This is a genomic window from Enterococcus sp. HMSC076E04, assembly GCF_001814285.1.
Lineage (GTDB): Bacteria > Bacillota > Bacilli > Lactobacillales > Enterococcaceae > Enterococcus_B > Enterococcus_B lactis.
The window spans coordinates 1,446-24,565 of the sequence record NZ_KV815601.1; the positions used below are offsets into that span (position 1 = coordinate 1,446).

At 37.8% G+C, this 23,120-nt stretch carries 18 protein-coding genes; 11 read left to right on the forward strand and 7 right to left on the reverse strand.

Translation table 11 applies throughout. The annotated features are described in order from the left end of the window. Positions 1-131: 131 nt before the first annotated feature. Positions 132-2,318: an ATP-dependent helicase gene (locus tag HMPREF2961_RS07960; protein WP_070704505.1), complete on the reverse strand. Its 2,187-nt coding sequence runs from the start codon at positions 2,316-2,318 to the stop codon at positions 132-134. 219 nt (positions 2,319-2,537) lie between these two features. On the opposite strand from HMPREF2961_RS07960, the gene HMPREF2961_RS07965 reads away from it, so the two are divergent. Beyond that, the gene (locus HMPREF2961_RS07965; protein WP_002315912.1) at positions 2,538-3,221 is read left to right on the forward strand and encodes a YoaK family protein; all 684 of its coding nucleotides are present in this window, start codon (positions 2,538-2,540) and stop codon (positions 3,219-3,221) included. A gap of 79 nt (positions 3,222-3,300) precedes the next feature. On the opposite strand, the gene HMPREF2961_RS07970 is transcribed toward HMPREF2961_RS07965, so the two are convergent. Both HMPREF2961_RS07970 and HMPREF2961_RS07975 read right to left on the reverse strand, forming a co-directional pair. Beyond that, complete coding sequence (locus HMPREF2961_RS07970) at positions 3,301-4,020, reverse strand: deoxynucleoside kinase (RefSeq protein WP_016853096.1); 720 nt, start codon at positions 4,018-4,020, stop codon at positions 3,301-3,303. Between the two features lie 184 nt (positions 4,021-4,204). Next, entirely contained in the window at positions 4,205-4,411 is a 207-nt protein-coding gene (locus tag HMPREF2961_RS07975; RefSeq protein ID WP_002293266.1) for a hypothetical protein, read from the reverse strand. A gap of 245 nt (positions 4,412-4,656) precedes the next feature. On the opposite strand from HMPREF2961_RS07975, the gene HMPREF2961_RS07980 reads away from it, so the two are divergent. The 3 genes from HMPREF2961_RS07980 to HMPREF2961_RS07990 all read left to right on the forward strand — a co-directional run bounded on the left by HMPREF2961_RS07980 (position 4,657) and on the right by HMPREF2961_RS07990 (position 7,421). Continuing rightward, entirely contained in the window at positions 4,657-5,259 is a 603-nt protein-coding gene (locus HMPREF2961_RS07980) for an accessory gene regulator B family protein (RefSeq protein ID WP_002315914.1), read from the forward strand. Between the two features lie 140 nt (positions 5,260-5,399). Beyond that, on the forward strand, positions 5,400-6,680 hold the full coding sequence (locus HMPREF2961_RS07985; RefSeq protein ID WP_025477353.1) for an ATP-binding protein: 1,281 nt from the start codon (positions 5,400-5,402) through the stop codon (positions 6,678-6,680). Positions 6,681-6,692: 12 nt separating this feature from the next. Continuing rightward, complete coding sequence (locus HMPREF2961_RS07990) at positions 6,693-7,421, forward strand: LytR/AlgR family response regulator transcription factor (protein WP_002315916.1); 729 nt, start codon at positions 6,693-6,695, stop codon at positions 7,419-7,421. Positions 7,422-7,488: 67 nt separating this feature from the next. Here the strand turns inward: HMPREF2961_RS07990 and HMPREF2961_RS07995 are convergent, their stop codons facing one another. Further along, complete coding sequence (locus tag HMPREF2961_RS07995) at positions 7,489-9,012, reverse strand: zinc ABC transporter substrate-binding protein AdcA (RefSeq protein WP_002315917.1); 1,524 nt, start codon at positions 9,010-9,012, stop codon at positions 7,489-7,491. 249 nt (positions 9,013-9,261) lie between these two features. On the opposite strand from HMPREF2961_RS07995, the gene HMPREF2961_RS08000 reads away from it, so the two are divergent. Next, a complete protein-coding gene (locus tag HMPREF2961_RS08000; RefSeq protein WP_002315919.1) occupies positions 9,262-10,443 on the forward strand; it encodes an AI-2E family transporter in 1,182 nt (393 codons plus the stop codon). A gap of 61 nt (positions 10,444-10,504) precedes the next feature. On the opposite strand, the gene treC is transcribed toward HMPREF2961_RS08000, so the two are convergent. The 3 genes from treC to HMPREF2961_RS08015 all read right to left on the reverse strand — a co-directional run bounded on the left by treC (position 10,505) and on the right by HMPREF2961_RS08015 (position 15,875). Next, complete coding sequence (gene treC / locus HMPREF2961_RS08005; RefSeq protein ID WP_002315920.1) at positions 10,505-12,133, reverse strand: alpha,alpha-phosphotrehalase; 1,629 nt, start codon at positions 12,131-12,133, stop codon at positions 10,505-10,507. Between the two features lie 319 nt (positions 12,134-12,452). Continuing rightward, positions 12,453-15,164, reverse strand: coding sequence for an FtsX-like permease family protein (locus tag HMPREF2961_RS08010; RefSeq protein ID WP_002315921.1), 2,712 nt, complete (start codon positions 15,162-15,164; stop codon positions 12,453-12,455). Positions 15,165-15,173: 9 nt separating this feature from the next. After that, positions 15,174-15,875 carry an ABC transporter ATP-binding protein gene (locus tag HMPREF2961_RS08015; RefSeq protein ID WP_002310780.1) on the reverse strand — a complete coding sequence of 234 codons (702 nt, stop codon included), beginning with the start codon at positions 15,873-15,875 and terminating at the stop codon, positions 15,174-15,176. Between the two features lie 184 nt (positions 15,876-16,059). Here HMPREF2961_RS08015 and HMPREF2961_RS08020 point away from each other — a divergent pair, with 184 nt between their 5' ends. The 6 genes from HMPREF2961_RS08020 to HMPREF2961_RS08045 all read left to right on the forward strand — a co-directional run bounded on the left by HMPREF2961_RS08020 (position 16,060) and on the right by HMPREF2961_RS08045 (position 23,096). Continuing rightward, positions 16,060-16,662 carry an isochorismatase family protein gene (locus HMPREF2961_RS08020; RefSeq protein ID WP_002293246.1) on the forward strand — a complete coding sequence of 201 codons (603 nt, stop codon included), beginning with the start codon at positions 16,060-16,062 and terminating at the stop codon, positions 16,660-16,662. An 81-nt stretch (positions 16,663-16,743) separates the two neighbouring features. Continuing rightward, entirely contained in the window at positions 16,744-17,757 is a 1,014-nt protein-coding gene (gene rbsR, locus HMPREF2961_RS08025) for a ribose utilization transcriptional repressor RbsR (protein WP_002293245.1), read from the forward strand. A 109-nt stretch (positions 17,758-17,866) separates the two neighbouring features. After that, complete coding sequence (gene rbsK, locus HMPREF2961_RS08030; RefSeq protein WP_002315922.1) at positions 17,867-18,790, forward strand: ribokinase; 924 nt, start codon at positions 17,867-17,869, stop codon at positions 18,788-18,790. Positions 18,791-18,811: 21 nt separating this feature from the next. Continuing rightward, on the forward strand, positions 18,812-19,207 hold the full coding sequence (gene rbsD, locus HMPREF2961_RS08035) for a D-ribose pyranase (protein WP_002293242.1): 396 nt from the start codon (positions 18,812-18,814) through the stop codon (positions 19,205-19,207). Next, positions 19,207-20,580, forward strand: coding sequence for a PTS transporter subunit EIIC (locus HMPREF2961_RS08040; protein WP_002341010.1), 1,374 nt, complete (start codon positions 19,207-19,209; stop codon positions 20,578-20,580). The genes rbsD and HMPREF2961_RS08040 overlap by 1 nt, the downstream gene beginning before the upstream one ends. Before the next feature lie 359 nt (positions 20,581-20,939). Further along, positions 20,940-23,096: a glucosaminidase domain-containing protein gene (locus tag HMPREF2961_RS08045; RefSeq protein ID WP_070704493.1), complete on the forward strand. Its 2,157-nt coding sequence runs from the start codon at positions 20,940-20,942 to the stop codon at positions 23,094-23,096. The last annotated feature ends 24 nt before the right edge of the window (positions 23,097-23,120 follow it).

The window sequence follows — 23,120 nt, forward strand, 5'->3', positions numbered from 1 at the left end:
CCGAATAAACGGTGTTCCAGAAGTAGCTTCTTCGAAAATAAGCCGAAATTTTACAAAAATTTGAGAAGCAATTTCCGTAAATTCCTTCTTATTTCTTGAAGCTAACCACTCCTGTCACAACCTCTTTTCCATCACTTTCCTTTTTTCATACGACTACCGGTTTCTTTGACAAATCTCGATACTTTCAATTTTCTTGTATTTTTCATTTGAGGTACACATAGATACAGACGATTTCTTGCTCTAGTCATCGCAACATAAAATAGTCTTCGTTCTTCTTCTATCGTCGTCGCTGGTTCTGCTTTTATTTCATTAGAGTCAATGACTTTCTTTTCTCTTGCTCCGTTATAAGGCAAACTTCCTTCGTTACAGCCAATTAAAAAGACATTTCTGTAACTAAGACCTTTACTTTTATGAATGCTCTGGATACATAGCGCATCAAGTTTTCCTTGTCTGTAAGCAATCAAGCGGGTTTTTAATTCTTTAGCTGTTGCTTGGGTTTCTTGCGATAAGGCTTGGATACTTCTAAAAGTAGCATGTTGCTTTACTTCTTCTCGTATCCATTCTTGATCACTCTGATCGATTTCCTTAGCTATACGTGGCAGATGAAGATAGCTTTGTACAAGCGAATAGATTTCTTGATGCTGGTCTGTTTTACGCAACGCTTCCTCAAACTGGCGGATTTCTGCAGATTTGGATTTTAAATTAGGTCTTACCGACAAAATATAATCCGTAATGGCTGTATTTTGACATTTAGGAGAAAAGTATTGATCACCTTCACTTTTTTTCAGATAGCAGTCTACCATCAGCTGCCGCAGCAATTGCTGATAGGCCTGATGTTTCTTTTGCGGATTCTGTGCTGTTTGCCAATGAACGATTTTTTGATAGAACTGTTGGAAAGACTTGATGCCAAAGATACCTTCATATGGACTATCTGCTTCCAGTACAAAAGGAATATTCGTTTTCAGCAGAGATTGGACAAGTTGCTGTGTTTGCGAAGCCGATCGGTATAATATGATCGATTCCTTATATTTCCCATTTTTTTGAATAAATGACTGAATTTGACTTATCAGCCACTGGCTTTCTGCTTTTGTATCTGAGAACAAATAAGCCTCCATAATGCCCGCTTCTTTTTGTGCTGGAATCATCGCCTTTGGTATCCGATCATTTTTGTTATAGCTGATCAATCTATTCGCTCCTTGGACAATAGCTGCCCGAGAGCGGTAATTAGTTAATAAGAAAAGAGTTTTAGTAGGATATTCTTTTTCAAAGTTCTTGATATATGCTGGCTCTGATCCTCTGAATCCATAGATACTTTGGTCATCATCTCCAACAACGATTAACTTGATCCCGTTTTTCTTTGTCATCCGCTTCACGATTTCCCATTGAAGTGGATTAGTATCCTGAAATTCATCAATAAATAGATAATCATATTTCTGTCCAATATAGCGCTGAATCTCGTCATTCTCCAAAGCGCTTTTCAAATTTTGGAGTACATCATTGAACTCTAACAATTGCTGCCTTCTTTTTTGTTCTTGGAGTTCTGTGAGCAATCCATACAGTCGTTCTGATATCGGTTGTCTTGCATTCTTATCAATGGAATCATATTTTTCTTTAACTAACTGGATCATTTCTTCTATTGATAGGTTCATATTCTGCCAATAGTCTAAGCGAGAAGCAATCGTTTTTTCTCCATATTGATCAAAAAGATAAAGATTATATTTACGTATCAGCTGTTGCAAAACAGCATTTACTTTTTGCGCAGTATCTTTTGAAAAGTCTCCTTGTATCCCTTGCATTGCCACATCAGGGAATTTTCGACAAATCTCATTGTATATCCTAAAAAAGATACTGTGGAATGTTCCGATATGGACAGCAGTTTTCCTTTGGCTGAAATTATCTACTCGTTTTTTTAGTTCATTTGCAGCATTCCGTGTAAAAGTAATCATCAGTATGCGTTCTTCGTCTACTTGTTTTTGTGTCATCAGGTACACCGCTTTTGCACAGATTGTTTGCGTCTTGCCGCTCCCAGCTCCCGCTATGATTCGAAGATGTTTCTGCATATCGTATGTGATAGCTGCTTTTTGTTCTTGATTGAAGCGATTATAAGAACGTTTCTCCATCATTTTAAAGAAAGAGTTGTTTTCTTTGCTTTCTTTTTCCTGCATTTCTTCCTCAATAAGTCCAGGGGCTTCTCCATAAGCCGCTTCATAGGTAGCAATGATTTCTTCTTGTAGCCGAAAGACTTGTTGAAGCTTTTTATATTTGTTCTCCCAACGATTCAGTTCTTTTTGTAATCGGAGAATTTCTTTTTCATCCAACTGATTGATTTCCTTCCCATCTTTCTTCTTTGAAGTTGTTTCTTCCAATTTGATTATTTAAAATCTCGTTGTCTATTTTTTCTTTATACTAACAGACCTTTCTAAAAATGAAAATGGGGAGCGAGATGATTTTAGTTTTCTGAAAATTTTTCCTTTTTTTCAATCGTTTATGCTAAGATAAGGAAGACAAAATTATATTCATAAAAGGTGATGAAAAAAATGCAGACTTCCTTTCACGAAGGGCGTACAATAGGTCTTTTGCTGACATTTATCGGAGGAGCAATGGACAGTTATACTTATATCCAGTATGGTGCTTTTGCCTCTGCTCAAACTGGCAATATCATCCTATCGATCATCCAAGCTTTTGACGGAGAGTGGCTAAGCGTTGGCAAAAAAGTATTGTCTACCCTTTTCTTTTTCTTAGGGATTCTTCTAACAAAGTATTTGATTGATTATTTTAGAAAAAAAGAAAAACATTTCTGGCGCTTATTTGTTCTATATTATGAAGCGGTGATTTTTTTCTTTGTCAGTTTGGCACCTGTCCATGAGCATCCCGCATTAGTAACGATTTTAATTGCTTTTACGGCCTCGATCCAGTGGGTGGCTTTTGATAAAATCAACGGGCGCGCCTACACCAATTTATTCACAACAGGAAATTTAAAAGGGGTAGCAACAAATTTATATGATTATTGTATTTCTAAAGAAAAAGCAGATTTTGATCGATTTTTCCACTATTTAACTGTCGTTCTTGCCTTTATCGCAGGGGCTATTGTCCTTGTATTCTGTCATCATTTGTTTGGCGCCCATTCGATTTTGGTCGTTTCTATTTTATTCTTGATCATGGCCCTCACTCAGACATTTCAGTTATGGCAGTTTTATCATACGAACCGTTTCACCTTTTGATTCCCCTGAATCAAAAAAACTAAGCAGGATGCTGTTCACAAAGAAATTTTGTGAGTGAGCATTTTGCTTAGTTTTTTTATTATTTAGTTGTAAAGATACCCTTTGCTTTCGGGTTATTTGTAGTGTAGCGGATCGACTGGCCATCTGCCTCTTCTGTCATTTTCTTTGCCCGCATCTTGATTTCTTGTACGATTTGTTCTCCACATGCTGGATCGGCTACGAAATCGTATTTGTCCCCATCGATTACTATTTTGGGACATATATCAAACTGTTCATACCATTCTTCATAACGTCGATTGAGTTCTTTATAGTAGGAATAGAGTTCAGGATCTTGCTCTAGCTGTTCATATTCCCGACCTCGTTTTTTGATTCTTGCTAACATAGTTTCAAAGGATACACGAATATAAACCAGTAGATCCGGTTTCTTTTGCGGCGAAATTTCTTCTAATTCCTTCAGCATCGTCTCTAAAAGACCCTCATACTGCTTTACTTCTACTTCAGAAACACGCCCTAAATCGGCATTCAGATGAAACAACATACTATCTTCGTAGATGGAGCGGTCTAGTACATTGTCATCATGGCTGAAAGCATCTTTAATCGCCAAAAAACGTTTGTTCAAAAAAAATATCTGCAATAAAAAAGTATACTTTTCCGGATTAGAATAAAACAGTGGCAATACTTCATTATCCTCCACGTTCTCATAAAAAGGTTTTGTTTCTAAATCTTGGGCAAGCATTTCAGTCAGTGTGCTTTTCCCTGCACCGATCGTTCCTGCAACAATAATCACAATTATCGGCATCCTTCCTGTAATAAAATCTGTTCTTCATTTTACTACTTCATTTATAGAAATAAAAGCCTTGACTTTATCTGCTCCTTAAAGGCTGCTTCGCCAATAGTAGCTAGAAGTCACGCCTATTCATGAAAATAAAAGAGTAGAATGGATGAACTTCTACTCTTTTATGCTCTCAACATTTTATCTGTTTTTATTCTTCTATTGTACTTGATTTGCGTACGACTAACTGCCAGTGCAGATTATGAGCGGTATCATTGTCTTCTGCTGCGCAATTCATGACACGTATCATCACGCTATTTTCATAGATTTTTTCTATTTTTCCTTTTATTGGTGATTCAAATAAATCAGATTTAAATGCATATGTTTCGCCGACTTCAAACAATTGTTCATTTTCCATAAGAATCCCTCCATCACCTTTTCTAAGGTCAGTAAATTTTTAACATAAAATACTCGAAAAAACACAAACTTGTCATAAAATGTACTTTTCGTATCAAAACTGTCACCTTTTTTGGAAAGGATTTAAAAAAATGAAGATTTTTTTAAGGAAATCATGACGGTTTTGATGTCAAAACCACTTTTTATGAAACAAAACACGTTTTTTATTTTTTTTAGCATAGAATTTGTGGTGGAGGTACGTATGAGATGAAAGATAAAGTTGTGAACAAATTATTAGAAACCTTATTCAGCGGAGACAAATCGGAAGAAGATATGGTGTATGTCCAAGTAAAATTTGCCTTAGAAGTTTTATTGAACAACCTTGGAAAACTAGCGGTCGTTCTAGTGTTTTCTCTGGTGACGGGCTCATGGGCGGAAACAGGAATCACCTTTCTTTCCTATATCTGCATCCGCAGATATGCTTATGGATTGCATTCCGACTCTGAATTCGTTTGTCTGCTGTGGACACTGCTTTATTTATGGGGCGTTCCCTTGGTGATGAAACATCTGCAATTGACTATCTCCTTCCCAATGATGGTCTTTTTGTTAATCAGCTGCTTTTTGTTACTGCTTCGCTATGGATCAAGAGGTACAGCCATCAATCCCATTAAACCCGAGAAACGTCCACCATTATTAAAGAAGGCGATCAGCATGTTTCTAATTTTTTCTCTCATCACTTTATTTTTCTCAGCTTCTTACTTTTCTACCTATTTGCTACTTGGGATTGTTTTAGAAATAGCTACGTTGCTTCCTATTACAAACTACTTGATGAATTTTGGAGGAATCTTTCATGAAAAAAACAATCATTAAACAATTAACTAACTTATCTGACTTTTTTGTATCTGGCTGCTGCTTTGGTATGAGTTCTGAATTCAAAATCCCTGAAAAATTAAAAAAATAATACGCTAATTGTGCTATAATTTGGTAAAAATCAATGGGAGCTGTACTTTATGTTTTTATGGTCCATAGCGTTGCAATATTTGATTTACACAATTTGTATCTTATTGATTGACCATCATATCCGATACAATTATCTGTTTGCAGGAGTCACTCTGATTTCTTGCGTTTTGATTGGATGGGTCTACTCAGTTTTAGGGATTTTTACTGCTCTAATTGCTATAGGAATGCTGATGCTTACTTTTTTCTTCTTTTCGACTTCGCGTCAACAATTAGTTTACGCGCTTCCTTTTGGATTATTGACGTCGCTTTTAGGAGATCATTTAACAAGCATCGGCGATTTTTTTGTTTTGAAATCTGCGGTTGTTGAACCAGGAGATTCCTTGCAGTATTTTCACATTGCCTTATCCGCTCTTTTATCTGCTTTATTAGCTTTTTGTTTTAAAAAATCGTTAGAGACTTGGTTTCACACAGTGGACCGCCGTATGATCGGTACGATTGGGACGTTGATATTATTTACATACTATATCATTATTTTTTATACCCGTTTTTCTGGTGAAACACCTGATGTCTTAGCTTTGAATACTAGTTTTTTTATTCTCTATCTGTGTGTCGGCTTGATCATCTTGGTTTATTATTGGAAAATCTCTAATAAGAAATTAGCTGATCAGTTGTTAGAGCAACAAGTCAGGATGCAGCAGGATTATATCAAAGATCTGGAAAAAAACTATCAAGACTTGAGAGAATTCAAACATGATTACCAAAATCTGCTCTTTTCTCTTCACAGCTATATTGCAGAAGGCGACTTGGAAGGATTACGGTCGTACTACGACCAAACGATATTGCCTACACGCCAGATGATGAACCTTTTCCCGGCCAATATAAGTATGTTGGATAATATGAAAGTTCCTGAAATACGCAGTTTGCTGTCATTAAAACTTATGATGGCACAGGAAAAAGGATTGATCGTCCAGCTTCATTTTCCTAAGCCAATCGAGTTGGATACGAAACATACGGTAAACCTTGTACGTATGCTTGGTATTATCTTGGACAATGCGATTGAAGGAGCTAGTGCTGCAAAGAAGAAAAAGATCGAATTGACAATCATCAAGAAAAATCATTCCGTGATGATTCGTGTAATCAATACAACAACCAATACATTACCGTTAAACCAGTTGAAACAAAAAGGTTTCTCAACAAAAACAAATCCAAAAAACGAAGGACTTGGCTTGTTTATCTTGGATGAATTGACAAAGACAAACCCTTATCTTTTCCTTGAAACATCAATTGAAAACCAACGTTTTTCTCAAACGATTTATATACAAATAAAATAAAGGAGTAATGATATGATTCCCATTTATATTTGTGAAGACGATCCAAAACAATTGGAAGTTTTATCAACGGTGATCAAAAACAGGATCATGATTGAAAACTTAGACAGTTATGTTCATATTTCTACCTCTGATCCGGAAGAACTTCTCAATGCGGCCAAGATCAGAACTTCTTCTTTTGGTATTTACTTTTTAGATATTGAATTAGAAGACAGTGAAATGGATGGCGTAGCGATTGGTAAATTGATCCGTGAATTAGATCCTTTAGGAAAAATCATCTACGTGACTTCTCATACGGAAATGTCGATGAAAATCTTAAAAAGCAACATTGAGCCGACTGACTATATTGTGAAAGAAGACCTTTATGATTTAAAAGAAAATGTCGAGCAGATCCTGAGCAAAATTTTTGAAGATTTTCAAATGTTCCAGATCCAAAAAGATATCTTCAAAATAGAGTTCAATGATGAGATCAAATTTTTACCGATCAAAGAAATCCAATATTTTTCTACTTCGTTAGGCGCACCACATAAATTGGAAGTTCATTTGACTCATGCTCAATTGCAATTCTACGAGAAGATCAAAGAAATCGAGAAAATGCATCGGAATTTTATTCGTTGCCATAAATCTTATGTTATCAACACACAAAACGTGCGGTCGATTAATAAAAAAACCAGAGAAGTCACGTTGGCAAACGGTGAGACTATCCCTGTCTCTATCCGTGGATTAAAAAAGTTAATTTCATAAAAAGAACCGAATAGTTTGGACCGACTAAATAATCAGCCGATCCAAACCCTTCGGTTCTTTTTGTCTCTCAGTGCAAAAGCATTTCCTGTGCAATTTCACGGCCATCCATTGTGTCTGGATAAAATGTTGGCCAATTTTCCATTTCTTTTAGCAATGCTTCTTGATTTTCATTTCCTGCATATAAATGAAAATGTTCGGAGTCAGCCGGTGCAATCGTGTGATCACTGAATTGAATATATCTAAACGCGCCACTTTCCTTATCTTCTGCTTCGAATAGATACCTTACACCACGGTTTCCTGCTTCGTAGGTCAAGATTTCTTTCCCTACATAACGATAATTTGAACGTTTCGTTGTTCCATCCTTAAACGTAAATGCCATCTCTTTCTCACCGATCTTGATTGAAGCAATATCTGTTTGATAGCCCTTCGTATAGTATTCTTTATATTCTTGTGCTGTTTTATCCTGATTCAATTTTTCTTTATATTCAAAAACAGGATCAAATGTCCCATCTTCTACATACGTATCTACTGTCTGCCAAGTTCCTGACCAATCTGAAAGAGAGCGATCTTGTACATCCTCGTCTTCGAAATAACCGTTATAGACGCTCTTTTCTTTTTTGGGGGTCAAAGTATCTTCTAACGGGTTTTCTGTCTCTGTCGTTTTTTTCAACGCTTCGAGGTTTGCTTCCATGATAGAAAGATAGTTTTCTCCATTTTCTATTTGTTCATTCGTCAACCCCTCCAAAGGATTCAATACTTCTAAAGATACACCTGCTTCGTTTGCTAACGTTCTAGCAATACTATCTTTGGCGTTTTCTTCAAAATAAATATAGTTGATCCCATGTTCTTTAACAAAGTGTTTCAGTTCAGCGATTCTCGCCGCAGACGGTTCTTCACTAGAAGAAAGACCAGCAATAGATACTTGATTCAATCCATATTCTAATGCCAGATAGTTGAATGCAGCATGTTGCGTGACAAAAGATCTTTGTTTTGCTTGCTTAAATGTTTCTTGATAAAGCTGATGGAGTGCTTGAAGTTTCTCGGTATAGGCTGCTGAATTTTTTGTCCATACTTCCTGTTTTTCTGGGTAAGCTTCAATCAGCTGATCACGTATGTTTGCTACCTGCTTGATTGCTAAACTTGGTGCTAGCCATACATGTGGGTCTAGCTCATGTGTATGGCCTTCTTCCCCGTGTTCATGGTCATGATTATGTCCTTCTTCACTTCCCGGAAGTAAAAGCATACCTTCTGTCGCCTTTATCGTATGGACGTTGCCTTCTTGTAATGTTTTTTGGATTGCGGGGACCCATGTTTCCATATTTTCATCATTATAAACAAAGATATCTGTATCTTTGATCTTTGCCATGTCTTTAGCAGAAGGTTCATAATCGTGGGAATCAGTCCCTGCTGGAATCAATAATTCTACTTCTCCTTCATCCCCGACGATTGCTTTTGTAAAATCATACATAGGATAAAAGGTCGTCATCACGCTCAATTTTTCTTTACTGTCCCCTGCTTCTCCACTTGCCCCGCAACCAGCTAACATACCTGTTAAAACCAGTGTAGCCAATATACCTATCAGTCGTTTCATTTATAACACTCCTTCTCATCTTCTTTCATTTGAATGTTCCGATTCGCCTCTAGCAAATCGTAATAGTTACGTTTTGGCAACAGAATTTAATTTATCATAGGGTTAAAAGAGCTGTCAAGCGTTTTCTTATTTTAATTGAGGAGAACTTTTGTATGGATGATTCACGATATTTTTTCAATCAACCTCTATCATTTTCCTTTTATCCCCTCTTTTGTCTATAATAAAGTTATAGACAAAGGAGGAAAATGAGTGAAAAAAGAAACAGATACAACGAATCGTTTGATCCGCTTTTTGGGAGGCAAAACCTCTTACTATGTTTTAGGTATGGTGATCCTGCTGGCACTGATCATTTATTTTTTCCATCAGATTTCATTTATATTCAAGCCTGTTGGGATTATTATCGCTACTATCTTGCCCCCATTATTGTTTGCGCTGATCTTATATTATCTTTTGGAACCAGTCATCAAGCGTTTAAGCAAGCACCTTTCGAGGAACCTGTCAGTCATTATTGTTTATGTGATTATTTTATTTTTATTGGGGCTTGGAAGCGTATGGCTTGTTCCTTTTCTTGAAGAACAGACAAAAACATTGATTAGCAGTTTGCCAGATTTATTTCAAGATTTCCAAGAGAGTCTCCGTCAATTTTTGGAGAAAACACCTTTTGCCGATTCATTTAATCAATTTTTTACTTCTATTGATGACGTGACGTCTGATATAGCTGGCTTTATTGGAAATTATTGGGAAAGCGGCGCACAACGGATCAGCAATATTTTTTCAACTGTTACAGCTATTTTCATTACTTTATTTACTGGGCCCATTGTCACTTTTTTCCTTTTGAGAAATCCTCAAAAATTTTATCAGTCAGTTTTAGCGATTGTCCCACCAGCCTTTCGTACAGATTTTAAAAATTTGACAAAGATTGCTAATCAACAATTGGGTTCATTTCTAAAGGGGCAGATCATTGCTTCATTTATCCTTGGAGCAGTCTACTGGGTTTGTTTCTTACTGATCGGATTAGAATTTGCCAGTGTTTTAGCTATTTCTGCTGGGTTATTATGTATTATTCCATATATTGGACCGTTTATCGCTTTTTTCCCGGGTTTGATCATTGCATTCCAAGACTCTACTTTTATGGCTGTCAAATTTGTCATTGTCTGGTTTGCCGTACAACTTCTCCATGGTGACTTGGTGATTCCTCGAGTAATGGGTGATCGTTTGCAGATCCATCCGATTACGATCTTGATTGTTTTGCTTGTCATGGGTGATCTAATGGGAATTGTGGGCGTTATTTTCGGTATTCCTATCTATACGTTAGTCAAATTACTCGTTACTTTTATTTTCCGTAAATTCAAACAACGCTACAATAAATTTTATGGCGACAAAGGAGAGTATGAACACTCTTTATTTTCTGAAGAAGATTATTTTAAATAAAACACAAAACGTCGATCTCACGAGAATAGCTCGTAGGATCGGCGTTTTATACTTTTTTATTTTAGTTTTTCAGTAAAGCAATTGCCTGATATGGTTTTAGCTCCAGGTTTTGATGGAGAACAGTATCGGGATAATTATCGATAAGAATAGCGGCTTCTGTGAATCCTTCTGGAATGGTGATTCTTGTATCTTTATCATAGAAATTTGTTAATACAAGTAGCTTCTGCCCTTCAAATTGGCGAAGATAGCCATAAACTTGCGGATGATCTGCTCCATAAGCATGATAATCGCCTTGTGCAACGATTGGATATGTTTTTCTCAACCGAATCAATTTCTTATAATAGGACAAAATAGAATCCTCAGAAGATCGTTCTTTCTCTACATTGATCTCTTCTAGCTTACCTGCAACTTTTAACCAAGGTTTTCCTGTAGTAAAACCTGCTTGTTCTGCATCGGACCATTGCATGGGTGTTCGAGAGTTATCACGAGATTTTGCTTTGATTCGACGGAACGCCTCTTTTTCTGTACATCCTTGTGCAAGGAGCAACTTGTAAGCATTCAAACTTTCTACGTCAATATAGTCGGAAATTGAGGAATAGTCTGGATCGATCATGCCGATTTCCTCTCCCATATAAATGTATGGTGTTCCACGATTTAAATGGATCATGGTTGCTAGCATCTCTGCTCCTTGTTTTCGATACTGATCGATAGCTACAAACCGATTGAGCGCACGTGGCTGATCATGGTTATTAAAAAATAAAGCATTCCAGCCATTACCATCACTCATCTTTTCTCCCCAAGTATGGAACAGTCGCTTTAATTCTGCAAAATCAAATGGAGGAGTTGACCATTTATTGCCATTTTCATAGTCGACTTTCAAGTGATGAAAATTAAAGACCATTGATAATTCTTCTCTACTAGGTTCTGTATACAAGATACAATTTTCGATCGTCGTAGAGCTCATTTCACCGACTGTGATGATAGTGGAATCCGTCCCAAACGTTGCTTGGTTCAATTCTTTTAGATACGTATGGGTGATTGGTTTGTCCGTATATTCAGGTTTACCATCATTTTCTTTATTGTTTTTCAATTGCTCGTCTTTACCGATAACATTGATAACATCGAAACGGAATCCTTTTACCCCTTTTTCCATCCAAAAACGAACTACTTTGAATAATTCCTCTCTTACTGCTTGGTTCCGCCAATTCAAGTCAGCTTGTGTCTGATCATATAAGTGCAGATAATATTTCCCTGTATCTCCAAAAGGCGACCAAGCACTTCCACCAAATTTTGATACCCAGTCCGTTGGTTCTTCTCTTAAAATGAAGAAGTCCTGATAATACTGATCCCCTGCTAGTGCTTTTTTGAACCATTCATGTTCTGTCGAAACATGATTCAATACCATATCGAGCATGACTTCTATTTGGTATTCTTTTGCTTTAGCTATTAGTTGCTCGAATTCTTCCATCGTACCAAAGATAGGATCGATGGCTGTGTAATCAGAGATATCATAACCGTTGTCTTTTTGAGGACTGGGATAAATAGGATTTAGCCAGATCATATCGATCCCTAGATCATTCAAATATGGCAGTTTTTCTTTAATTCCTTTTAAATCTCCAATTCCATCACCATTACTGTCTTTGTAAGATTTGGGATAGATTTGATAAATGACTTTGTCTTTAAATGTCATGGATATTTGCCTCCATTCAACTGATTTCTTACTTAACACAACTTATATATACAAGTTATCATTTATTATTATAACTGAACCGAAAGCGTTTGTAAAATTTATCTTTATACTTCCTAAGAGGGTGTTGTCCAATAAAAAACAAGAGATCAGACATGTATTTGTCTAGTCTCTTGTTTAAAGTTCTTGTTTCTTCTATAAATGTTGTTCAAAAGCTGGCATCTACGACAATAAGTCCTTTCAAATGAAAAATATGAGGAGCTGTTTTTTGAAATTGCTCCTTGTGACTCAGAGCTGAACGGCAGACTCACAACCTCTATTTTTATTCATTCGATTTCAACGCATCAATCATATCGATATGCTTTAATTTGAAATGGGTAACAATCATCACAATAGCCGTGAATACGATGGTTAATCCTGCTGATAAAACATAAGCCCACCATGTAATCACTAATGGAAAGATGACATTCTCCATAGATGCTTGTTGTAAGATAAAGTCAGTCAATACATATCCTACACCAAATCCTCCAATGATCCCTAAGAGAGTAAAGATGATATTTTCTCGAACAATATACATCGTGACTTCTTTATCAAAAAATCCAAGGACTTTTATCGTAGATAATTCGCGTACACGTTCAGAAATATTGATATTAGTTAGATTATACAAGACGATAAAAGCCAGCAATCCTGACAATACGACAAAGATTAATACAACCGAGTCTAAGTTCGCCATTGATTCTTTTTGTGTTTCGATTTGTTTGGACATGAAAGACGTATTTGTCACAGCGTCTGTAGCCAGCAGTTTCTCGGAAAGCATTTCTTCTTCTTTCGTTGTCATCTTATCTGTACGCAGCAAAAATGCATTATCCGACATCGATTGATCAGTCACTGAAGCATAATATTCAGGGGACAGATAAATAAAGCTGCCTAGATAGTTTTTCACGATTTCTTTTACTTCGACTTTCCATTCTTTTTGATTTTCATCATAAAGCGATATATGATCTCCTGTAGATAAGTCAAATAGTTCTGCTGCTTTTTGCGTAATAGCGATTCCTGCTTTAGGTAAGGAACGTGGGTTCTCTTCAAGATCTGTTAAATGGATAAAACGATCAAAATCAGCTGTTTTACTCGGTACGATCACTGTCAGACTTTGTGAAGCATGCCCTTTTTTTCTCAATTCTACGGTTTGAGTATGAATAGCTAGGATCTCATTTACTTTTTCTTGCTGCTGCAACATATCCGCTGCTTTTTGATGATTCTCTTCCGTGGATGAATCTAATGTAACAATTGCTTGATAGTCAATGATCGGTCCAAATTGTTTGGCTGAGACAGAACTTAGAGAATCTTTCAATCCCACGCCCGCAACCATCAGACCGGCACATCCAGCAATTCCGATAATCGCCATAAGCATTCTTGACTTGTATCGGAAGAGATTTCGATAACTGATTTTTTGATTAAAGCTAAGGCGTGACCACAGCGGAGTGATGTATTCAAGAAAAATACGTTTCCCTGGCTTCGGTGCTTTCGGCTGAAGCAGTGCAGCAGGCCGTTCTCTTAAATCTTTGAACAAAACAATCATTGCAGCGCCAAATGTGGCAATGAAGAATGCGGCAGCTGCTTGTAAAATAGGTGGCCAGTCATAAAAAACAAGGGCACTCCCAATGTCATATCGCTCGTTAGATAGTTCAAAAATGATCCTTGGTAAAAGATTCGTTCCTAATATCGTTCCTAAAACAATGCCTATTCCTGAGGCTAGACTTGCATAGATTGCATATTTTTTTGCGATTTCAACTTTCGTATAACCTAACGCCTTCAATGTTCCGATTTCCCTGCGGTTTTCTTCTACCATACGCGTCATTGTCGTAAAGGTGATCAATGCGGCAATAAAGAAAAAGAAAACAGGAAAAACATTGGCGATTGCTGCGATACGTTCAGCCAGATCACCAAATTCTTGAAACCCGACATTTTCTGAACGTTCATTGTATAGGTATGATGGTTTAGTTAAATTTTCAATTTTTTCTGCATTTTCGTTCCATTCTTCCTCTGCAGAAGCTAGTTCTCGTTCTTTCTCAACTAACTGCCTTTCTTGTTCAGCGAGTTGAGCTTCTTGTTGAGACAAAGTTTGTACAGCGATTGTCCGTTGCGCTTCAGGAAGCTGCTGGATAGCTGCTGACTGCTGCGCTAACTGTTTTTTAGCATCTTCTAACTGTGTTCTTCCCTGTGCTATTTGTGCTTTGCCTTCTGTTATTTTTTGCTGTGCTGGTTCTAATTCTTCGTTTGCCGATTTTTTCAGCTCTTCTAAGCGTTCTTCGGGTCGATCTTGTAAATACTTTTCTGCCTTTTCTTGATTTTGCTCCATTTTATCTTTGTAAGCTTTGCTGTACGTATTCAAATTCTTTACGTTCGTAAAATCCAGATATAAGACAGAATAAATATCCGTCTTGAAATTGGATTCAGGCAAATAGACAAAATAATCCACGCTACCATTTCCGACATTCGCGTATCCTCTCTCCAAATTGTTGATGAACAATGGAGAACGGACAAAGCCAGTGATGGTATACTCTTTTTCTTTCAATTCATCTGAATCAATCTGATAGACATCACCGATTTTATACCCTTCATTCTCCGCTTTTTCATCTAATAAAAGTTGGTTGGATTTTTCCGGGCGTTTTCCATCAATTAATTGTAGCTTGTTCTGCCTGCTATTTTTGTTATAAGAAAAGATTTGAATCACTTCATTTTTGCCAGTATTGGAATAATAGAACTGTTTCCCTGTTTCTACTTTTGTATCTGGGATCTTTTCTGCTTGAGCGATATCTTTTTGTGTCAAACCACCAGTAGAAACGATTTGCAAATCAGAAAGTCCTGCTGTATCAACATAGTGATCCATCGTTTTTTGCATGACAGGTCCAGCAGTTTTGACACCTACGAATAAAAGTGTTCCTAGCATGACAATAAGGATGATTGCAATGAACCGCCCTTTAGATTGCCGGATTTCGCGAAAACCTGCTTTAAGATATGTTTTTGTTTTCATAAAATCCTCCTACCATACAATCTCATCAATGGATGAAGGATGCTCATTCAATTCAACTGACCTTACTTTCGCATCATTGATGTGGATAACTCTGTCAGCGATGGGCGCTAAAGCAGAATTATGTGTAATGATCAAAACAGTATTGCCGTGTTGTCTGCTAGCATTTTGCAATAATTTCAATACTTGCTTTCCTGTTTCAAAATCCAGTGCACCTGTCGGCTCATCACATAAAAGCAGTTTAGGGTTTTTGGCTAATGCTCGAGCAATGGAAACCCTCTGCTGTTCGCCTCCTGATAATTGGGACGGAAAGTTATTCAATCGATGAGCTAGGCCCACTTGCGTCAATACTTCGACAGGATCAAGCGCATCAGGGGAAACTTCCGTTGCCAATTCCACATTTTCTTTTGCTGTTAGATTAGGAACGAGATTGTAGAATTGGAAGACGAACCCTACATCTGTTCGTCGGTAAGCAGTAAGCTGCTTGTCTGAAAATTGTGCAATATCTGTGTTATCAATAATGATCTGCCCTTCATCAGGTGTGTCCATCCCACCTAAAATATTAAGAATCGTTGACTTTCCCGCTCCACTAGGGCCAAGTATAATCACTAATTCGCCTTTTTCAATTGAAAAAGAAATATCGTCATTTGCTGTAATGGTCGTTTCTCCCATCTTGTATCGTTTGTATTCATTTTTTACTTCGACATACTTCACTCTGATTCCTCCATTTTCACGATATTTCTCGCTATATCTATGCATCGAATGCGTTTTCTCACACTTATTCATTTTACCATTGAATTTCTCTAGACTAAAGAAAGGAATTCTTTATTTAGTTGACAAATAAACGATTTATGATTTACTTACATAAAAAACATTGTTATTTGAAAGAAGGAACATCATGAATGATTTAAAGAAAAATATGATTTTTGATTTATCAAAAACTGCTTTTGTCGCGATCGATATGCAAAAAGGGATCGTAAATAACGGTACACTCTCTCCACACACTGCAGCATCTATTCTGACAAACAATGATTCGTTAGCAAAAACATTGAAACGTACCGCTGCCTTGAAAGTTTTAGTGAATGTAGACATCTCCACTTTCCCTTATTTGAGTCAACAAACTGATATGGGTGGAATGACTGCTGCTTCTGTACCTCCAGAATTCACTGATTTACTTTTGAAGGATTCTTTGAAAGATACAGACAATATGTTGACTATCACAAAATACAATCCAAGTGCTTTTTTTGGTACTTCTCTTGATCTTCAACTTCGCCGTCGTGGAATCGAAACCATCATTTTAAGCGGTGTAGCGACAACAAACGGTGTATATGCTACTGCATTAGATGCCTTTCAACACGGGTACCATGTCGTGCTTGCTGAAGATGCTTGTAGTGATCGCGACAAAGAATCGCATCAATTGTTCATAAAAAAGATATTTCCGAAAACTGCACGAGTACGTTCAACGAAACAAATAATCGAAGCGATCCAACAAAGCAAATAGGGTACTAGCGTATGTGATTTTCATTTACTTCTTTTTGATTTCATGGGAAAATAACCACAGGATTTAGATAGGAGTATGAACATGGTGAAAAAAAAGATCACAATCAAAGAAGTCGCTAAACTTTCCGGTGTTTCAATCACAACTGTCTCCTTGATATTAAATGGAAATACGGAGAAATTCAGTCCGAAAACCGTTCAGAAAGTTTTAGCTGCTAAAGAAGAATTAGGCTATCAACCTGATTATTTTGCTAGACAAATGATTACCAAGGAAACGAAAACGATTGGCGTACTCGTTCCTGATATCACGAATCCATTCTTCAGTACATTGATGCGAGGAATTGAAGATATCTTGTACAATCAGAACTTCGTCACGATATTATGTAATGCTGATTCTGATCATCAAAAAGAAATCGAGTACCTAGCCGAGCTCACACGTCGAGGTGTGGATGGATTCATTATTGCGACTTCTGCTGTCTCTACGAATGCAATCAACGAAAATTTGAAAAAACAAGGCCGGCCCTTCATTGTTTTGGATCAAAAAAAATCTGAAGGATTTAGTGATGCCGTACGAACAGACGATTTTCGCGGTGGTTATCTGGCAGGTATGCACCTACTTAGTCTAGGACATCAAACGATCGCCCTTGTCTATCCTGAAAATCTGCCAGAAAATGTCCACGCTCGGATTGATGGGTTTAAATCTGCTCTTGATGTTTACCAAATCCCTCATGACCGACTGATCCTCTTGCCTACACAGTTCTCAAAACAAGGCGGCTACCAAATCACAGCCAAACTTCTTGATTCTGCTGCAACTGGTGTGTTTGCTTTAAATGATGAATTAGCTTTTGGATTATATCGCGGATTAGAGGAAGCTGGAAAAAGCATCCCAGAAGACTATAGCATTATTGGCTATGATAATATAGATATGTGCGAATATATCAAGCCAAAACTGACGACAATCGCACAACCAATCTTCGAATTGGGGCAAACATCTGCCCAATTATTGTTAGATCGAATCCAATTCCCAGAAAAAGAGTGGGAAGAAAAACGGCTACCTGTACGACTAGAAAAAAGATTTTCGACTGCACCCTTGAAATAGCTTTCAAGGTGTGCTATATTTTTATCGAACTATTAAAACGTTTTACTAAAACGTTTTAAAAAAATAATTCTTCCCATCAAAATAAATGAGATAGTTGGAGGTTTGTGAAATGAACACGGTTACAGTAATTGGAAGTATTAATATGGACACTACCCTTCGTTTAACCAAAATGCCAAAACCAGGAGAAACGATGCATGCACATGAGATTTTTCACGCTGGCGGAGGCAAAGGCGCCAACCAAGCAGTGGCAGCCAAACGTTCAGGCGCACGAACATCTTTTATTGGAGGTGTTGGAACTGACAGTGAAGGACAGCAATTGTTGGATCTACTGACGAAAGAAAACATCGATACATCTGGAATTGCTGAAATTGAGGGCGCCGCAACCGGACAAGCAATGATTATGGTGGATGCCGCAGGAGAAAACAGTATCTTGATTCATGCAGGCGCAAATAATGCTTTCCATGAACAAGAAGTTCGAAAGAACAAAGAATTGATTACAAACAGTGACTTTATTATTGCTCAATTCGAAAGTAGTTTAGATGCGACGATCCTAGCTTTTTCTATTGCAAAAGACGCAGGAAAAACAACGATCCTGAATCCTGCACCAGCTAGAGAAACCATTCCTACTGAACTACTCGAAAAGACAGATATCATTATACCAAATGAGACAGAAACAGAAATTATTACAGGAATCAGAGTTACAGACCATGACAGTTTGGTCGCAGCAGCTGAAAAAATGCATGAATTAGGCATTGGAACAGTAATCATTACATTGGGCAGTGCCGGTGCTTTCTACCACACAGAAAAAGAACACGGTATCGTCCCTGCTTTTAAAGTAGATGCTGTCGATACGACAGCCGCAGGTGATACATTTATTGGGGCATTGAGCAGCACACTTCAGCCAGACCTTGGTAACTTGAAAGAAGCGATCCTTTATGGAAATCTAGCCTCTTCTATTGCCGTACAGTCTTATGGTGCGCAACCTTCTATCCCTTACCGTGAAGCTTTAGAACAATCAGCAGTCATAAATTAACAACGAGAGGAAGAAACAAACATGAAAAAAGGAAAAGTCATCAATTCAGATATTTCGCGAGTAATCGCACAAATGGGACACTTTGACAAATTAAGTATCGGGGACGCAGGCATGCCTGTTCCCTTTGGTACTGAAAAAATAGATTTAGCTGTTTCAAACGGACTTCCAAGTTTTTTATCTGTTTTAGAAAACGTTTTAGAAGAACTTGAAGTACAATCCATTGAATTGGCGGAAGAAATAAAGACAATGAATCCGGAAATATTGGAAAAAATCAAATTACTGTTACCAGATACACCGATTAGCTTTATCCCACATGAAGAAATGAAAAAAGATTTGAATAACTGCCATGCATTTATTCGTACAGGCGAGATGACACCTTATGCCAATATTATCTTAGTGAGTGGAGTGGTCTTCTAATGGAAACGACAATGAATCCTGAACAGATGGTACTGTCCGAACAGATTCATCTGCTGATTGATCAGTTAGGGGGAAAAGACAATATTGATTCTGTCCTCCCATGTGCGACTCGGCTTCGTATCAAATTACAAAAACAGCCAGCAGCAAATGTAGAAAAATTAAAGCAGCAAATCCCTTCCATCAAATATTTCATTTTACTCGATAGATATGCAGAAGTAATTATGGATCAGGGATTGGCTCCTGCTTATAAGGAATTGACACGTCAAATTGATCATACAGCTCCGAAAGAAAAGCTAAATCCGATCGAAAAACTATTTGGTTTGATATCGGAAATCTTTACGCCAATCATTCCCCTATTTGCCGGTTCTGGTATATTAAAAGGTCTGGTTGTTTTAGCGACTACGATTGGCTGGCTTAGTGAAACGAGCGGGACTTATCATATTTTGTCTGCTGCGTCGAATGCTGTCTTTTATTTTCTGCCAATCTTTCTCGCTTTTTCTGCCGCCAAAACGTTTAAAGTGAATGGATATATCGCGGCTGTCATTGCTGCAGCGCTGATTGAGCCAAATTTGACCTCTTTACTTTCAGATAGTGGTAAAGCAGCTACTGATTTTCTGGGGATTCCTGTAGTGCTGATGCAGTACACGTCTACTGTCATGCCGGCGATTTTAGGTATTTTCTTTTATTCTTTTGTCGAAAGATTCCTTAAAAAATATATTCGTGAAAACATGCAATTAGTATTTGTACCTTTACTTTCATTAGTCATCACGGTTCCTTTGACATTAATGGTCTTCGGACCTGCCGGTGTTTATCTTGGTGAAGGTTTAGCTGCAGCAATTACTTGGATGATGGATATTAACGGACCGATCAGTGGAGCAATCATCGCTGGAGGCTGGAACATTTTGGTGATATTTGGTATCCAATGGGCTGTAAATCCTGTCATGATCAGCAATATCTCAGCTTATGGGTTCGACCGTATCGTTCCGTTGACAGGAGCAGCTAATTTTGGAATGGCTGGTGCAGCTTTAGGGGTATTCCTCCGAAGTAAACGTTCAAAAACACGTTCGATTTCTGGTTCTGCTTTCGCTTCGATTTTACTTGCGGGAGTGACCGAGCCTACTGTTTACGGAATCGCGATTCCATTGAAAAAACCATTTGTTGCTGCTTGCATCGGTGCAGCTGCTGGTGGAGCTGTCATGGGATTTGCTCAAGTGAAAGCGATCGCTTTTGTATTTGGTAGTCTGACCACATTGCCAGCCTTTATTTCCGGTACTTTTTTCTGGTACTTAGCAGGATTGGCTGTTAGTCTAGTCGTAGCAATGATCACCACCCTTGTTAGCGGGTTTGATGAAGACCTAATGTCTTACGAATAATGAACGAAAAAAGGCTGAAGTATGAGGTGCTTATCACATATTTCAGTTTTTTTCTTTTTTAGGATCGTTATTTTTATAAATTTTTTGTGATGCTCTCCAATCTTTGGTATAATTTACATATGCATGACCATTTTTATCCCCACTTGTTTATCCCCAAACAAAGATGGTTTATGCAATAAAATGAACATCAAACCACAACGAATGACTGCTCGTTGCTTTTTTACAACTTGTTTTATTTAGAATACACAAGCAGATTCATGGAAAGAAAAAGCTTTTCGACACGATTATCTGTTCAATCGAATAACTTATGAATGCTGAATAAAACAGAAAATCAATGAAAGGAAAAGGACTAGTTTATTATGAAAAACAAAAAAACGATGCGTTTGCTAGCTGCTACTTGGCTGATTGCTCCTACTGTTTTGTCGACTAATGCCGTATTTGCTGTAGATAATCAAACAACCGATCAAACAGTCTCAACAGGTACGTCTACTTCCAGCTCATCTACTAGCGAAACTACGGATTCTTCTACAGAAGGCACAACCGGAACAACTGACTCATCAACAGAATCGTCCGAACCAACTGATCCGGCTGATCCATCAGAAAATGAAAAACCAGCCGAGACATATAACCTTACGATTGCTCCTTCTTTGATAGGGAAGATCCAACTAACTGCTTCGTCAGAGGATACCGCTGAACAGCAACCTTTGAATATCACAGAAAGCGGAACGGTAGAAGGTTTATCAGCAGGAACAAAGATGACTTACACTATTACGCCAGCTGAAGGTGAACAAATTGCTTCCGTCGCTGTGAATGGTGCTAAAGAAGTGAACTATGAGGCAAAGACTTTTACAGTAGGTACGAACAATTTATCTATTACTGCAGAATTTGAACCTGTACCGGATACTTCAACAGAGGAACCAACTGATCCTAGTGAAGAAGTCCCTAGTACACCAGATCCGGAAACGCCAAATAAACCAGATGAGGGTAATAACAACAATAGCAACAATAGCAACAATAATAATGGTTCAAATAATTCAAATAATAATAACAATAATTCGAACAGCGGGAATTCTTCGAATCAAACAAACCCATCTGGATCGAATAACAATGGAAATACTCAGAGAGAACCAAATCATCCAAACAATGGTTCATCGAATGGCGGAACGAACAATGCTTCGTCTCGTCCAAATACAGCAAATCAAAGCGGTATAGAGAATCCATCTTCTGCTTCTTCTGATTTTGTTGTAAAATCACCAATTGATGCTGTATTGCCTACAAATGAAACAAATGTCCAACAAGCAATCGTTCGAGAAGCATTCAAGCATCTTGGAAAACCATACGTATGGGGAGCAAAAGGTCCAAATACTTTTGACTGTTCTGGTTTGACTTATTACGTATATATGAAAGCAACCGGTCATTATATCGGTGGCTGGACAGGCGAACAGCAATATGCAGGTACGCAGATTCCAGTAAGTCAGGCCCAACCTGGCGATCTCGTCTTCTGGGGACCTTCTTCCGGTGTTACTCACCATGTAGGTATCTATATTGGGAACGGACAATTTATCCATGCGCCCCAACCAGGAGATAAAGTTCGAGTAACTTCTATTTCAGATTTCACGCCTGATTTTGCTGTCCGAGTAAACTTAGCAGGTTTACCTGCTGCTTCAGGTTCGCTGACAGGCGGCTCATCTATTTTAGATGGATTAGATGGCTCGTTCCATTTCAGTCAAAACCAAACAACTGATCAGTTCCTGAAAAAGATTGCAGATGATGCACAGGAAATCGGCCAAAAAGAAGGAATCTACGCATCAGTCATGATGGCTCAAGCTATCCTTGAAAGTGGATCTGGAAACAGCTTATTATCAAGCGAGCCAAATCATAACCTTTTTGGTATCAAAGGATCGTATAAAGAAAGCAGCGTGACCTTCAATACACTTGAACAAGATAGTTCGGGACAAAGCTACCAAATCCGCGCCCAATTCCGTAAGTATCCTTCTTACAAGGAAAGTTTGGAAGACTATGCCGACTTGATCAAAAATGGACTGACTGGCAATCCTGACTTCTACAAACCAACTTGGAAGTCAGAAACAAAAGACTACAAAGAAGCAACCAAATATTTGGAAGGACGTTATGCTACAGATCGCCAATATTCACAAAAATTGAACGCGATCATCGAAGCGTACGACCTGACAAAATATGATGAACCGAAAAAAGAAGCAACAACAACTGAAGAAGCAAATACTGAAATTCTCCATATGTCTAAGCGATTCGATGTGCCAATCAAATGGACAACAGATGGCGTGCCAATCACAGGATTAGAATTTTCAACGATAAAACGCGTCAACAATGCTTCTTCCATCTTCCGTGTCGCTTCAATCTGGGATTTGTGGAACACGTTCACGGCAAGACAGATACCAGAAACAACTACTCGTACAGTTAAAGCTGCAACTGTTCCTGTACTAACTTTGTTAAGTTTAGACAAATCATTCTGGCTTGATCTGCCTTTAAAGAAATAGAATAAATAAAAAAGGGCGTGTGAC

Bases quoted from the DNA above. Each gene is read 5' to 3' on its own strand.
- HMPREF2961_RS07965 (WP_002315912.1), top strand. From the start codon at position 2,538: ATGCAGACTTCCTTTCACGAAGGGCGTACAATAGGTCTTTTGCTGACA.
- HMPREF2961_RS07970 (WP_016853096.1), bottom strand. From the start codon at position 4,020: ATGCCGATAATTGTGATTATTGTTGCAGGAACGATCGGTGCAGGGAAA.
- HMPREF2961_RS07975 (WP_002293266.1), bottom strand. From the start codon at position 4,411: ATGGAAAATGAACAATTGTTTGAAGTCGGCGAAACATATGCATTTAAA.
- HMPREF2961_RS07980 (WP_002315914.1), top strand. From the start codon at position 4,657: ATGAAAGATAAAGTTGTGAACAAATTATTAGAAACCTTATTCAGCGGA.
- HMPREF2961_RS07985 (WP_025477353.1), top strand. From the start codon at position 5,400: ATGTTTTTATGGTCCATAGCGTTGCAATATTTGATTTACACAATTTGT.
- HMPREF2961_RS07990 (WP_002315916.1), top strand. From the start codon at position 6,693: ATGATTCCCATTTATATTTGTGAAGACGATCCAAAACAATTGGAAGTT.
- HMPREF2961_RS07995 (WP_002315917.1), bottom strand. From the start codon at position 9,012: ATGAAACGACTGATAGGTATATTGGCTACACTGGTTTTAACAGGTATG.
- treC (WP_002315920.1), bottom strand. From the start codon at position 12,133: ATGACATTTAAAGACAAAGTCATTTATCAAATCTATCCCAAATCTTAC.
- HMPREF2961_RS08010 (WP_002315921.1), bottom strand. From the start codon at position 15,164: ATGAAAACAAAAACATATCTTAAAGCAGGTTTTCGCGAAATCCGGCAA.
- HMPREF2961_RS08020 (WP_002293246.1), top strand. From the start codon at position 16,060: ATGAATGATTTAAAGAAAAATATGATTTTTGATTTATCAAAAACTGCT.
- rbsR (WP_002293245.1), top strand. From the start codon at position 16,744: ATGGTGAAAAAAAAGATCACAATCAAAGAAGTCGCTAAACTTTCCGGT.
- rbsK (WP_002315922.1), top strand. From the start codon at position 17,867: ATGAACACGGTTACAGTAATTGGAAGTATTAATATGGACACTACCCTT.
- rbsD (WP_002293242.1), top strand. From the start codon at position 18,812: ATGAAAAAAGGAAAAGTCATCAATTCAGATATTTCGCGAGTAATCGCA.
- HMPREF2961_RS08040 (WP_002341010.1), top strand. From the start codon at position 19,207: ATGGAAACGACAATGAATCCTGAACAGATGGTACTGTCCGAACAGATT.
- HMPREF2961_RS08045 (WP_070704493.1), top strand. From the start codon at position 20,940: ATGAAAAACAAAAAAACGATGCGTTTGCTAGCTGCTACTTGGCTGATT.